Origin of the sequence: Mycobacterium sp. E2479, assembly GCF_001667925.1 — a bacterium.
Classification (GTDB): domain Bacteria; phylum Actinomycetota; class Actinomycetes; order Mycobacteriales; family Mycobacteriaceae; genus Mycobacterium.
The window spans coordinates 35,287-47,836 of sequence record NZ_LZJR01000084.1 but is presented as its reverse complement, the minus strand read 5'-3'; the positions used below and the strand labels follow the sequence as shown (position 1 = coordinate 47,836).

Here is a 12,550-nt window from a genome sequence, read left to right as displayed (position 1 = left end):
GCAGGCTTACCTATTGGCCGGAGGGAAGCACCGCCCGTGCGCCAGCCAAGTAGCGCGACCGCGGCGACGTGGGTCAGAGCCTGCTGGCGACGAAGTCCGCCGCCTGGTTGGCCATGCCAGCGTCGATGTAGGCGCCCGCGAGGTGTTGTGGCCAATTCTGCTTCCAGGTGTTCGGGTCGGCGGGGTTGCAGATGGGATCGGCGCCATGGCACAAGTCGATGGTCCGGTCGTTGTAGGTCGGGTTGAAGTTGGTGATCGGACCCACCCATTGGCTTCCGTTGCCGAACAATGCGACGGCGGCGATGTGCTGATCGACGCCGGGCGGTAGCGGGCTGTCGAATCCGAACGCGCCGATGGGCGCTGCCAGGACGACGTCGGTGACCGCCGCGCCCAGCGAGTAGCCGCCCAGCACCAGGCGGGTGTCAGGGCAGTTGTTGACCATGTCCTGGACGTGGTGGCTCATGTCGTTGGCGCCCTGGGCGACCTCGGTATCGGCCGGGTATCGCACGGCGTAGACGCCGACTGTCCTGTTCACCTTGCTGCGCACATCGCTGATGAACGCGTTACCCAGCACACCCGGCCCGGGCGATTCGTTACGGCCGCGGGCGAACACGATCTGTATCGGCGGGCAGTTCGCCGCCGCCGCGGAAGGTACCGCCCCCGGCGTCCCCGGGGGGAACGCCGCGGCGGGCAGCATCAAGGCGGCCGCGGCCATGACCGCGGCGAGGCCGACACCAGCAAATTTGCGGATAAGCAAGGCGCGCACACGATGATGGTAAAACGAACCCGCTCCCCGCGCTGGCCAGCCGGTATACCGATGGCGGGTGATCGCTGAGCGCGAACGCCGACCACCGTGCCGGCGGCGTCGAGCGAGGCGATAGGTTCGGCTGATGAGCCACGTCGACGCGACTGCTCCCGAGCGCTTGTTCGCGCTGGCCGAACAGGTACAAGGTTTCATGCCGTCCGACGAAGGGCGGGCGCTGTACGACGCCGCCCTGCGGTATCTCGGCGGCGGAGTCGGCGTCGAGATCGGCACGTACTGCGGCAAATCCACCCTGCTGCTGGGCGCGGCGGCGCAACAAACCGGCGGCGTGCTCTTCACGATCGACCACCACCACGGTTCCGAGGAGCACCAGCCCGGGTGGGAATATCACGACGCGTCGATGGTGGATGAGGTCACCGGGTTGTTCGACACGCTGCCCACGTTTCGTCGTGCACTCGATACCGCCCAATTGGGCGACCATGTCGTCGCGATCGTCGGCAAGTCACCGCTCGTGGCGCGGGCGTGGCGCGCGCCGCTGCAGTTCCTGTTCATCGATGGCGGCCACAGCGAAGCGGCCGCCAACCAGGACTTCGATGGCTGGGCCAAGTGGGTCGACACCGGTGGGGCGCTGGCCATCCACGACGTGTTTCCGGACCCGAAGGACGGCGGGCGGCCACCGTATTACATCTACTGTCGCGCACTCGATTCCGGACAGTTCCAGGAGGTATCAGCGACCGGATCGCTGAGGCTGCTCGAACGTGTCAGCGGCCGGCCGGGGGGACAGATCTAGCGAGGGTCAGCGGCCCGAGCCGGTGGCGACGCATTCGCAATCGAAATCGGTTTGCAGGCCCAATGGCAGGTCGTGGCATCGGAAGATTCCCGCGCCAGCGGTGGTGTTCGACAGGGCGTCCGCCGCCAGGATCATCGCCGCGCCCGTCCAAGTGGTGCGCTCCTCAGGCCAGCGCTTACCGTCAGCGAAAACCAGTCCCGTCCAATATGATCCGTCGTCTTCGCGAAGATGCTGCATCGCGGCGAACTGCCGGTGAGCATCTGCGTGGTGCCCGATGGCGTCCAGCGCCATCACCAGCTCGCAAGTTTCGGCGCCGGTCACCCACGGACGATCGTCGACACACCGGATACCCAAACCGTCGACCACGAAGGCATCCCAACGTTGTTTGATGCGCGTGGACGCCGCCGGACCGCGCAGGGCGCTGCCGAGAATGGGGTAGTACCAGTCCATCGAGTAGCGGTCCTTTTCGGTGAACGCCTCGGGGTGCGCGGAGAGGGCGTGCCCCAGGCGGCCCAGCGCCAATTCCCACTCCGGCTGCGGGTCGTCGACCAAAGCTGCCAGGGCGAGCGCACACCGTATGCTGTGAAAGATGCTCGAGCACCCGGTCACCAGCGCTTCCGGCAACACACCGGCTTCACTTCGCGCCCAACCGATCTCGCCATAGCCGACTTGCATGTCGATGACGAAGTCGATCGCCTTGTGCACCACCTGCCACATCTCCGCCGCAAACGACTCATCGCCGGTAACCAGCACATGGTGCCACACGCCGGCGCCGATGTAGGCGCAGAAGTTACTGTCGCTGTTGGCGTCTTCGATGACGCCCGCGCGAAACTGGATGGGCCAGGAGCCATCGGGTCGCTGGGTGTGGCGGCTCCAATCGAACGCCGCCCGCGCCGGCTCCAGCAGTCCCGCAGTGGTGAGTGCCATCGCGCACTCGATGTGGTCCCAGGGATCGGTGTGCCCGCCTTCGAACCAGGGGATGGCACCCGATGGTTCCTGTGCGGCGGCGATGGAGAGCGCGGTCTGTCGGCATTGGTCGTGAGTCAGGACCCCCGGAACGCCGGGCGGGTTAGACCGATGCAACTGAATACCTCTCAGTGCCTCGGCTTTTCGCCTCCTGGGGTTTGACGAAGTACATGGCTATGCTTTTCCCCACCAGCGGGTTGAGCAGCGACTCCGCCAGCTTGGTGATCTTTGGCCGCTGCATCAGGTCCCACACCAGCAGCCTGTGGTAGGTGGTCACCGCACGGTGGTCGGTGTTCTGCACGCCTACAGCGCATTTGAGCCACCAAAAGGGAGAGTGCAGTGCGTGGGCGTGATGGGTGTGGGTCAGTTTCATTCCGCCGCCCAGGATCTTGCCGCGCAATTCGCTTGCCCGGTAGATGCGGACGTGGCCGCCCTCGTTGCTGTGGTACTCGTCGGATAGCAACCAGCACAGCTGCTCGGGCAGCCACCGCGGCACGCTGACCGCGAGCGTGCCACCCACTTTGAGCACCCTGATGAGCTCGGCGATCGCCGCGTCGTCGTGGGGAATGTGCTCCAGGATCTCCGACGCGATGACGCAGTCGAACGTCTGGTCGGCGTAGGGCAACTTCAGCGCGTCACCGACAACGACCTTGGCTGACGCCTCGGCGGGCGCCTCGCCCGTTTCGGCCATCGCGCGCAGGATCGTGTCCACCGAACGCAATTCGGCCTCATCGCGGTCGAAGGCGACGACGTCGGCGCCGCGACGATACGCTTCGAACGCATGCCGGCCGGCCCCGCATCCGACGTCGATGACCTTGGTCGAAGGCCCAACCCCGAGCCGGTCGAAATCGACTGTCAGCATGGCGCTCCGCTCTGCGCGTTGCGTGCGATCGCACGCTCGTAGACCCGCACGGTCTGAGCCGCCACGGCTTCCCAGCTGAAGACGTTGACGGCACGGGTGCGGCCCGCCTTGCCAAGGCTGCGGCGCTTTTCCGGAGAGTCCAGGAGCTCACCGAGCGCGCTGGTCAGCGCATCCACATCCGCGGGCGGCACCAGCTCGGCGCAAGCACCGTCCGTCCCAAGGACTTCCGGCAGCGCGCCGACCCGGCTGGCGACGATGGGGGTGCCGCTGGCCATGGCTTCCACCGCAGGCAGCGAAAACCCTTCGTAGAGCGAGGGAATGCAGGCGACCTCGGCGGAGGCGAACAAGGCGGCCAGCTCGGCGTCGGACAGCCCGCTGGTGATGTGGACGATGTCGGAGATCCCGAGTTCGGCGATGAGCTTGTGGGTCGGGCCATTCGGTTCGACCTTGGCGACCAACCGCAACTCCAGGTCCCGGACGGTGCGCAGTCGCGCGACCGCTTGCAGCAGGGTGCGGACGCCCTTCAGCGGTGTATCGGCGCTGGCGATCGCGATGATGCGGCCGGGCTCGCGTGGGCCGGTTCCCGGTTTGAACAGCTCGGTGTTGACCCCCAGCGGCACCACATGAAGTTGCTCCGGTGCGACGCCGAAGTCGGCGATGATGTCCGACGCCGACGATGACGACACCGTCAACAGGTCGGGGATGTGCCGGGCCACCTCTTGCTGCATCTCCAAGAACCCATACCAACGGCGCACCAACGGCTTTCGCCACCATCGCGCGGCGGCCAGGTCCAACACCCGATCGCGGGTGATCGGGTGGTGCACGGTGGCCACGACGGGAAGTCCTGCCTCGGCGATACTGAGCAGTCCGGCGCCCAGGCTCTGGTTGTCGTGGACGACGTCGAAATCCGTTGTCCGCTGGGCGAGTAACCGCGCCGTCCGCATCGTGAACGTCCGTGGTTCGGGAAAGCCCGCGGTCCAGGTGGTGAGCAGTTCCAAGAGGTCGATGGAGTCTCGAATTTCGCTGGGCCGCGGTACCCGGAATGGGTCCGGTTCCCGATAGAGATCAAGGCTGGGCACCTCGGTGAGCCGGACTCGCGGATCGAGCAGATCGGGATACGGCTGTCCGGAGAACACCTCAACGTCGTGGCCGAGTTCCACCAAGCCGTGGCTGAGATGGCGCACGTAGACGCCCTGTCCGCCGCAATGGGTCTTACTACGGTAGGACAGCAGGGCAATTCGCATACTCAACTCTTCTTTGCTGGAAATTGACCGCGGAATGGCGCCGAATCCATCGCGGTCAACGGGCTCCCGAACTCCGTGACAGCAAATTGGACATGTGTCCAGACTATAGTTCGATCACCTAATCGAGCGCAACGAGCCGGAAATCCGCCGCTCCACGCAGAAGCGATTGCCCGAATGTCCGACACGCGAAGATCATGCCACTGGCCGGTGGCCGCTGACTTCTCGACCGGCGATTCCGATGCGCGGCGCCCGGCGTTACCGGAGATAACCGGCAAGGATCGGCCGAAGGAGCCACGGGCTTTTGTTACCATCGCGCGGTGCGGGATGCGGCCGGACGGGGTGGACGCGGTGATCAGCGATCGCCTTCTCGGCGCGACGTCCTCAAGTACACCGGCGCCTATGCCTTGGCGCCGGGCCTGCTGAGCCTGGGTGCGCTGGCCCCGATTCCCGGGATCCCCAAAGCGTCGGCCGCCGGCCTGAAGCTGATCGATTTCGCCGAACGCAGGATCGCCCCCGACGAGATCAAGTCGGCCGGCTATGACGGCGTGGTGAATTACGTATCGCAGTCACGGCCGGGCGCCAACTTCGAGGCCAAACCGCTGACAAAGGACTACGCCGACGCGCTGCGCGCGGCCGGGCTGCACATCGTCAGCAACTTCCAATACGGCAAGCCCGGCTGGCCGGATCCCTCGGACCTCACGCGCGGCTATGACGGCGGCGTGGCCGACGCTCGTACCGCCATGCAGCTGCACTCCGCGGCGGGAGGCCCCAACTCGGCTCCCATCTTTTTCAGCGTCGACGACGACATCGACGCCAATACGTGGAATAGCCTTGCAGTGCAATGGTTCCGGGGGATCAACTCTGTGTTGGGCGTGGGCCGCACCGGCATCTACGGGGATGCCCAGGTGTGCGGGTGGGCGATCAGAGACGGCGTCGTCGGGCCCTCCACCAGCGCCGGACACCGGTGGGTGTGGCAGACGAGGTCCTGGTCGCACGGCGATCGCAAACCCGCGGCGGTGCTCTACCAGACAATAGTCAACAGCGCGGGAAATCCGGGACCGCTACTAGGCGGCATCAATGTCGATGTCGACGATGTCCTCGCCGCCGACTTCGGGCAATGGGATCTCGACCGCTGACCCGGGCGCGAAGCCCTCTCCGCTGCACCGAGACATAAACCAGTGCGCCCGCTTGCGGGGCATTGTCAAATGCGTGGTTTATGTGTCGAGCAACGACGAGCGGTCCAAACAAGACGGCGCCCCGCGAGCCGATGGCCCGCGGGACGCCGCTTCCTATCCGAACGTCATTTGAGGTCGAACCGGTCGGCGTTCATCACCTTGACCCACGCCGCGACGAAGTCCTCGACGAACTTGCCGTGCGCATCGTCCTGGGCATAGACCTCGGCCAATGCGCGCAGCACCGAGTTCGACCCGAAGACAAGGTCGTTCGCGGTCGCGGTCCACTTCACCGCGCCGGAGGCCCGGTCGTGGCCCTCGTAGACGTTCTCGGCCGTCTCCGACGCCTTCCACTCGGTGCCCATGTCGAGCAGGTTGACGAAGAAGTCGTTGGTCAACGCGCCCGGCCGGTCGGTGAACACGCCGTGCTTGCTGCCGCCGTGGTTAGCTCCGAGGGCGCGCAGACCACCCACCAGCACGGTCATCTCCGGGCCCGACACCCCCAGCAGGTAGGCCCGCTCCTGCAGCAACTGCTCGAGCGGTGCCTTCTCGCCGGGACGGATGTAGTTGCGGAACCCATCGGCCCGCGGTTCGAGCACCGCGAACGACTCCACGTCGGTGTTCTCCTGCGTGGCGTCGGTTCGGCCGGGCGCAAAGTGCACCGAGATCTCGTAGCCGGCGTCCTTGGCCGCCTTCTCGACCGCCGCCGAGCCGGCCAGCACGATCAGGTCGGCCAGCGAGATCTTCTTGCCGCCGGAAGCCGAGGCGTTGAAGTCCTGCTGGATCTTCTCCAGCACGGGCAGCACCTTGTCCAGCTCGGAAGGCTCGTTGACCTCCCAGCTGCGCTGCGGCTCGAGACGCACCCGCGCCCCGTTCGCCCCACCTCGTTTGTCAGTGCGCCGGTAGCTGGATGCCGCCGACCATGCCGTCTTGACCAACTGCGGGACGGACAGCCCCGATCCGAGCACCTTGCTCTTCAGCGCGGCGATGTCGTTCTCATCGACCAGTTCGTGGTCGACGGCCGGGACGGGGTCCTGCCACAGCTGCGGTTCGGCAACCCACGGCCCGAGGTAGCGGGTGATGGGGCCCATGTCGCGGTGCAGCAGCTTGTACCAGGCCTTGGCGAAGGCATCGGCCAGCTCCTCGGGGTGGTCCAGCCAGCGCCGCGTGATGTCGTGGTAGATCGGCGACTCGCGCAACGAGATGTCGGTTACCAGCATCGTCGGAGCACGCCCCGGCCCGTCGAACGGATCCGGGATGGTGCCCGCACCGGCGCCGTCTTTGGCGGTGTACTGCCAGGCCCCGGCCGGGCTCTTGGTCAGCTCCCACTCGTAGCCGTACAGCGTCTCCAGGAACGTGTTGTCCCACTTCGTCGGCGTCGGCGTCCAGACGACCTCCAGGCCGCTGGTGATCGCGTCCTTGCCTTTGCCGGTGCCATACGAGCTCTTCCACCCAAGCCCCTGCTGTTCGATCGGCGCGGCCTCCGGCTCGGGACCCACCAGCTCGGCGTCGCCGGCGCCGTGGGTCTTGCCGAAGCTGTGGCCCCCGACGATGAGCGCGGCCGTTTCCTCGTCATTCATCGCCATCCGGCCGAAAGTCTCGCGGATGTCGATCGCGGCAGCGACAGGATCCGGTTTGCCTTCGGGTCCTTCGGGGTTGACGTAGATCAGACCCATGGTGGTCGCACCATAGGGCTGGGCGAGGTCGCGCTCACCGGAGTAGCGCTTGTCGGTGCCCAACCAGGTGTCCTCCTCACCCCAAAGGATCTCCTCGGGCGCCCACACGTCCTCACGGCCGAAGCCGAACCCAAACGTCTTGAACCCCATCGACTCCAGGGCACAGTTGCCGGCGAAGATGATCAGGTCCGCCCAGGAGATCTTGTTGCCGTATTTCTTCTTGACCGGCCAGAGCAACCGGCGTGCCTTGTCCAGGCTCGCGTTGTCCGGCCAGCTGTTGAGCGGGGCGAAGCGCTGCAGGCCCTGCCCGCCACCGCCGCGACCATCGAAGATGCGGTAGGTACCAGCGGCGTGCCAGCTCATGCGGATGAACAGGCCGCCGTAATGGCCGTAGTCGGCGGGCCACCAGTCCTGTGAGGTGGTCATCACCGAGAACAGGTCGCGCTTGAGCGCCTCGACGTCGAGCTTGGCGAACTCCTCGGCGTAGTCGAAGTCTTGGCCGAACGGGCTCGCCTGAGGATTGTTCGGGTGCAGCGTCGATATGTCGATCTGGTCGGGCCACCAGTCGCGGTTGGTAAGGGGCGCATGCCCTTTCGGCTCCGGCGATGGGATCGCCGGGTTTTCGCTTTCGCTGGCACTAGCCGTCTTGCTGTCGTCGTGCGGCGGACGGCCTTGGGAGATATCGGAGGACACAGCATTCCTTTCCAGATGGAGGGTTGGTTGGGCTGCGATTAGGAACCTGCAGTCGAACAGTCGGGGCACAGGCCCCAGTAGATGACCTCGGCCTCGTCGAGAACGAAGCCATCTAGAACGTTGTTGTCGTCGGACGGGGTGAGGCAGGGCGCGTCACCGACGGCACAGTCGACGTCGGCGATGATCCCGCAGGACCGGCACACGACGTGGTGATGGTTGTCACCGACGCGCGATTCGTAACGGGCGACCATGCCCAACGGCTGGATGCGCCGAACCAGACCCGCGGTGGTCAGCGCATTGAGCACGTCATACACGGCTTGGCGCGAAACGTCTGGCAGGCCGACCCGCACGGCCGAGAAGATCGTCTCGGTGTCGGCGTGCGGATTGGCGGCGACGGCTTCGAGCACGGCAACCCTGGGCCGGGTCACCCGCAGATCGGCCATCCTCAACCTGTCCGCGTAATCGGCCGTCGATGACACGCCACCAATATGGCGCACTTATCTGGAACCAGTCAAGACTTTGTTGTGAAGTGGCGCACAACCGTGGGGGCGAATGAGCCGGGACACGCGAGCTCAGGTGGGCTTCAGCGCGCTGCCTCTTCGCCACTGGTCCCAGCTGAGGGTCCAGTCGCCATTCTGCGCCAAGGTCAGTGGCGGCCCGCCGCTGTTGCGGACCTCGACGACGTCGCCAGGCACCGAAAAATCGTAGAACCACTTCGCGTTGTCGGCATTGAGGTTCAAGCAACCATGCGATGTGTCGCGGTGCCCCTGGGCCCATACCGTCGCCTCGAGTTCGTGCAGATATATGCCGTCGCTGCTGATCTTGGTGGCCCAGTTGATGGTCTCGCGGTAGCCGAGCCTGGAGTTCTTGGGCAGCCCGAATGTCGAGGAGTCCATGATGACGGGGTTGCCCTTGTCGAGCACGGTGTAGACCCCTGAGGGGGTCCAGAGGGAGATGGTTTTCCCGCCGACGTTCTCGGTGCCGCCCATTCCCATACTCGTGGGCATCGTGCGCACCAGGGCTCCGTTGTCGAAGACGCTGACCTGGTGGGTGGCGTCATCTGCGATCGATACGTGTGCATCGCCGACGCGGAAGGACACCTTGGTGTCATCTTGCCCGAACAGACCGTCGCCCAAGGCTATTCCGTAGATCTTGGCCTCTGCGGTCACGTTCGTACCCGGCGCGTAGTAGCGCTCGGGCCGCCAATGCGCGTTCTGATCGTCGACCCAATACCACGAGCCCTCGACTTTCGGGTTGGTGGTCACCGACAGCTGCCGTTCGGCGGCGGCACGATCGGCGATCTTCTCGTCGAAGTGCGCCACGATCACCGTTCCGACACCGTAGGTGCCGCCGTCGCGCAACGTGGACTCAGACGTCGTGGTGAACGACACCTTGGTCTGGTTTGACGGCTTCAGCGTGGAGAACGACGAAACCTGCTTGGCCGCAACGCCACTGACACCGTTGCTGGTGACCGTCAACGTGTAGGTGCGCCCGTAGCCCAGCGGGACGGTGGGCTTCCACGCGGTGTTGTCCGGGGTCATGACACCCTCGACCGGTTTGCCGCTCTCGTTGACCATGTCGACGCCCGTCAACGTCCCTTTCTCGGCTTTGACCATGACAGGGGTGAGGGGGTCGACATCATGGGCGTCGGGACCGGGAGTGATCGCTATTTGAGCCGGGCCAGCGACTTTCGCGGGAGCGCTGCGCTGACCACAGCCATGGCCCGGACAGTGCGAGGGGGACACAACGTATATCGCGCCGACCGTGGCGACGATCGCGCACACCGCGAGCAAGACCTGACGAGGGCGGGTAGTCCGGAGGATCCGGCCGACGAGCTGATCACTGTTCTTGGACGTCATCAAGCTGCCGAATCCCTACTTCCTGCCGCTCGCACATTGCAAATGTTGTAGATGAGATATCCCGCGACGTGCGGTTCTTAAACCGCCGGGCGCTTCGGCTTCGGCAGTCGAAGCCGCGACCGATAGACCGCGAGAGATCATGGCTACATGGCCGATGAGGAACTTGACAGCCTCTACGAGGTGCCGCCGAAGGAGTTCACCGCGCAACGCGCCAGCTTGGCCGCCGCGGCCAGGCAGCGCGGCGATGACGCAGCCGCCAAACGGATTTCCGCCACCACCAAACCGGCTACGGCGGCATGGGTCATCAACCGGCTGGTACTCCGGCATGCCGACACCCACGAGCGGCTGACAGACCTCGGTGCGCGATTGCGCGCCGCTCACGCGGCGATGGATGGCGCGCGCATCCGAGAGCTATCGGCCGAGCAACACAAACTCATCGACGAGCTCACCCGCAAGGCGCTCGAGGCGGCCGACCTGAGGCAACCGTCGGCGAGCGTGCGCGAAGACGTGACCAGCACGCTGCAGGCCGCCGTCGCCGACCCACAAATCGGGGCGCGTTTGGGCCGGTTGACCAGGCCCGAGCAGTGGTCGGGTTTTGGCGCCTTCGGCGATGCGCCGCCAGAATCGGTGACAGCTTCCAGCGGACCGGCGAAGCGGCAGAGCACCCGCGCGCGGAAACGACCCGCGACGAGGCAGGCGACGGACGATAGGGCGCAGCAGCGGCGCGAGAAACTGAGCGCGGCCGTCGACACCGCGGCGCGGGCCAAAACCGAGGCCGACGAGGTGTTGGCGCAGCGGCAAGGCCAACGAGATGCCGCCCGAAAGCGCCGTGACGATGCGGCGCGGGCCCTGCGGGCGGCCGAACGGGACCTCAGCGGCGCCGAAAAAGACTACGACGAGGCCCGGCAACTGAGCCGGGCCGCAGCGGATTCAGTGAAGCAGGCAAAGGCACGGTTGAAACGGGCGTGAGGCTGCGGGCGCGTTTCCGTGGTCCGGGCCGGGGTATCAGCAAAGCCGTGACTTCTTTGTGGATGACGGAACGAACCCAACAACCCTGGACTGCCAGCCAGCTGGACCAGGGCTCCTCGACCGCCGATGTCATCGTCGTAGGCGCCGGTATCACCGGCCTGATGACGGCGGTCCTGCTGGCCCGCGCGGGTAAGGACGTGTTGGTGCTGGAGGCGCGCACGGTGGGGGCGTGCGCGACCGGAAACACCACCGCCAAAATCAGCCTGCTGCAGGGCAGCCAGCTCTCCAAGGTGCTGCCGCGACACGGCAAGGATCTGGCGCGCGCATACGTCGACGGCAATCGTGAAGGACAGCAGTGGGTGCTCGACCACTGCGCCGCCAACGGCGTGGCGGTGCAGCGCGAAGACGCCTACACATACGCCCAGTCCGTGCGCGGAGTCCCGTCCGCGCGAGCCGAACTCGCGGCCTGTCAAGCGGTCGGCCTGCCGGCTGTTTGGGACGACGACGCCGACGTGCCGTTCGCCTACCACGGCGGTGTGCGGCTCGCCGATCAAGCGCAGTTCGATCCGATGCCATTCCTCGACTCGTTGGTCGTCGAGCTGCTGGGCCGTGGAGGGCGGCTGGTCGAGCACACCCGGGTGCGACGGGTCTCCTGGCGCGGCAGCAAGGTGCGCGTGCATGTCAACGACGCCGCCCAGCAGGATGTCCAACTTCAGGCCGGCCAGCTGGTGCTTGCCACGGGCATCCCGATCCTGGATCGCGGCGGCTATTTCGCACGGGTGAAACCCAGCCGCTCCTACTGCTTGGCCTTCAAGGTTCCGGGCAACATCACCCGGCCCATGATGATCTCCACCGACTCGCCGACGCGTTCGGTGCGCTACGCGCCGGTCGCCGACGGGGAGCGGCTGATCGTGGGCGGGGCGGGCCACACCGTGGGCCGTGAGAAGAGTCCGTCCCAAGCGCTGAACGAGCTGTCGACGTGGACGCGCAAGCACTACCCGGGTGCCGTGCAGACCCACTTCTGGTCGGCGCAGGACTACACGCCCATCGACCATCTGCCCTACGTGGGCCCGATTCTGCCGAACACCGAAAGCATCTTTGTCGCAACGGGTTTCAATAAATGGGGGATGACCAACGGTCCCGCTGCGGCGTTGGCGCTGTCGAGCCGCATCCTGGGCGGGCGGATGGATTGGGCCCGCGCGTTCGCCAGCTGGAGTCCGCACGAGCTGACGGGACTGACGACAGCGTTGCAGGCCAACCTCGAGGTCGGCTTCAACCTGACGAAGGGCTGGATCACCCCGGCAATACGCACTCACCGCCGCAGCCCCGTCGACGGCGAGGGCGGCGTGGTCAGTGGTCCGCCGTGGCATCTGGAGGCCCGCTGCCGCGTCGACGGGACCGAGCACCGTGTCTCACCGGTATGCCCGCACCTGGGCGGAATCGTGAACTGGAACGATGCCGACAACGCGTGGGAATGTCCGCTGCACGGGTCGCGCTTCGCGCCCGACGGCACCCTTTTGGAAGGGCCGGCCACCCGCGACCTGACCGCCTAGCAC

11 protein-coding genes are annotated in these 12,550 nt (G+C 66.1%); 4 read left to right on the top strand and 7 right to left on the bottom strand.

What is annotated here, in order from left to right:
• Positions 1-73: 73 nt before the first annotated feature.
• The gene (locus tag A5686_RS11750; RefSeq protein WP_067934239.1) at positions 74-766 is read right to left on the bottom strand and encodes a cutinase family protein; all 693 of its coding nucleotides are present in this window, start codon (positions 764-766) and stop codon (positions 74-76) included.
• Between the two features lie 124 nt (positions 767-890).
• Here A5686_RS11750 and A5686_RS11745 point away from each other — a divergent pair, with 124 nt between their 5' ends.
• Positions 891-1,553 (top strand): class I SAM-dependent methyltransferase, encoded by a 663-nt coding sequence (locus A5686_RS11745; RefSeq protein ID WP_067934237.1) that lies wholly within the window; start codon positions 891-893, stop codon positions 1,551-1,553.
• Between the two features lie 6 nt (positions 1,554-1,559).
• On the opposite strand, the gene A5686_RS11740 is transcribed toward A5686_RS11745, so the two are convergent.
• The 3 genes from A5686_RS11740 to A5686_RS11730 are packed head-to-tail and all read right to left on the bottom strand — an operon-like array spanning position 1,560 to position 4,625.
• Complete coding sequence (locus A5686_RS11740) at positions 1,560-2,636, bottom strand: prenyltransferase (protein WP_067934235.1); 1,077 nt, start codon at positions 2,634-2,636, stop codon at positions 1,560-1,562.
• Positions 2,623-3,381, bottom strand: a complete 759-nt coding sequence (locus A5686_RS11735; protein WP_067934234.1) for a class I SAM-dependent methyltransferase — start codon at positions 3,379-3,381, stop codon at positions 2,623-2,625. Before A5686_RS11735 ends, A5686_RS11740 begins: the two co-directional genes overlap by 14 nt.
• Positions 3,375-4,625 carry a glycosyltransferase family 4 protein gene (locus tag A5686_RS11730; protein ID WP_067934232.1) on the bottom strand — a complete coding sequence of 417 codons (1,251 nt, stop codon included), beginning with the start codon at positions 4,623-4,625 and terminating at the stop codon, positions 3,375-3,377. Before A5686_RS11730 ends, A5686_RS11735 begins: the two co-directional genes overlap by 7 nt.
• A gap of 317 nt (positions 4,626-4,942) precedes the next feature.
• Here A5686_RS11730 and A5686_RS11725 point away from each other — a divergent pair, with 317 nt between their 5' ends.
• Entirely contained in the window at positions 4,943-5,761 is an 819-nt protein-coding gene (locus A5686_RS11725; protein ID WP_067934230.1) for a DUF1906 domain-containing protein, read from the top strand.
• Between the two features lie 164 nt (positions 5,762-5,925).
• Here the strand turns inward: A5686_RS11725 and katG are convergent, their stop codons facing one another.
• The 3 genes from katG to A5686_RS11710 form a co-directional block, all read right to left on the bottom strand.
• Positions 5,926-8,166 carry a catalase/peroxidase HPI gene (katG, locus tag A5686_RS11720; protein WP_067934229.1) on the bottom strand — a complete coding sequence of 747 codons (2,241 nt, stop codon included), beginning with the start codon at positions 8,164-8,166 and terminating at the stop codon, positions 5,926-5,928.
• Positions 8,167-8,204: 38 nt separating this feature from the next.
• The gene (locus tag A5686_RS11715; RefSeq protein WP_082947601.1) at positions 8,205-8,645 is read right to left on the bottom strand and encodes a Fur family transcriptional regulator; all 441 of its coding nucleotides are present in this window, start codon (positions 8,643-8,645) and stop codon (positions 8,205-8,207) included.
• A 93-nt stretch (positions 8,646-8,738) separates the two neighbouring features.
• Positions 8,739-10,025 carry an Ig-like domain-containing protein gene (locus tag A5686_RS11710; protein WP_067934225.1) on the bottom strand — a complete coding sequence of 429 codons (1,287 nt, stop codon included), beginning with the start codon at positions 10,023-10,025 and terminating at the stop codon, positions 8,739-8,741.
• Positions 10,026-10,172: 147 nt separating this feature from the next.
• On the opposite strand from A5686_RS11710, the gene A5686_RS11705 reads away from it, so the two are divergent.
• Positions 10,173-10,994, top strand: a complete 822-nt coding sequence (locus A5686_RS11705) for a hypothetical protein (protein WP_067934224.1) — start codon at positions 10,173-10,175, stop codon at positions 10,992-10,994.
• A gap of 62 nt (positions 10,995-11,056) precedes the next feature.
• Positions 11,057-12,547: an FAD-dependent oxidoreductase gene (locus A5686_RS11700; RefSeq protein ID WP_067934222.1), complete on the top strand. Its 1,491-nt coding sequence runs from the start codon at positions 11,057-11,059 to the stop codon at positions 12,545-12,547.
• The last annotated feature ends 3 nt before the right edge of the window (positions 12,548-12,550 follow it).

Bases quoted from the DNA above. Each gene is read 5' to 3' on its own strand.
- A5686_RS11745 (WP_067934237.1), top strand. From the start codon at position 891: ATGAGCCACGTCGACGCGACTGCTCCCGAGCGCTTGTTCGCGCTGGCC.
- A5686_RS11735 (WP_067934234.1), bottom strand. From the start codon at position 3,381: ATGCTGACAGTCGATTTCGACCGGCTCGGGGTTGGGCCTTCGACCAAG.
- A5686_RS11730 (WP_067934232.1), bottom strand. From the start codon at position 4,625: ATGCGAATTGCCCTGCTGTCCTACCGTAGTAAGACCCATTGCGGCGGA.
- A5686_RS11710 (WP_067934225.1), bottom strand. From the start codon at position 10,025: ATGACGTCCAAGAACAGTGATCAGCTCGTCGGCCGGATCCTCCGGACT.
- A5686_RS11705 (WP_067934224.1), top strand. From the start codon at position 10,173: ATGGCCGATGAGGAACTTGACAGCCTCTACGAGGTGCCGCCGAAGGAG.
- A5686_RS11700 (WP_067934222.1), top strand. From the start codon at position 11,057: ATGACGGAACGAACCCAACAACCCTGGACTGCCAGCCAGCTGGACCAG.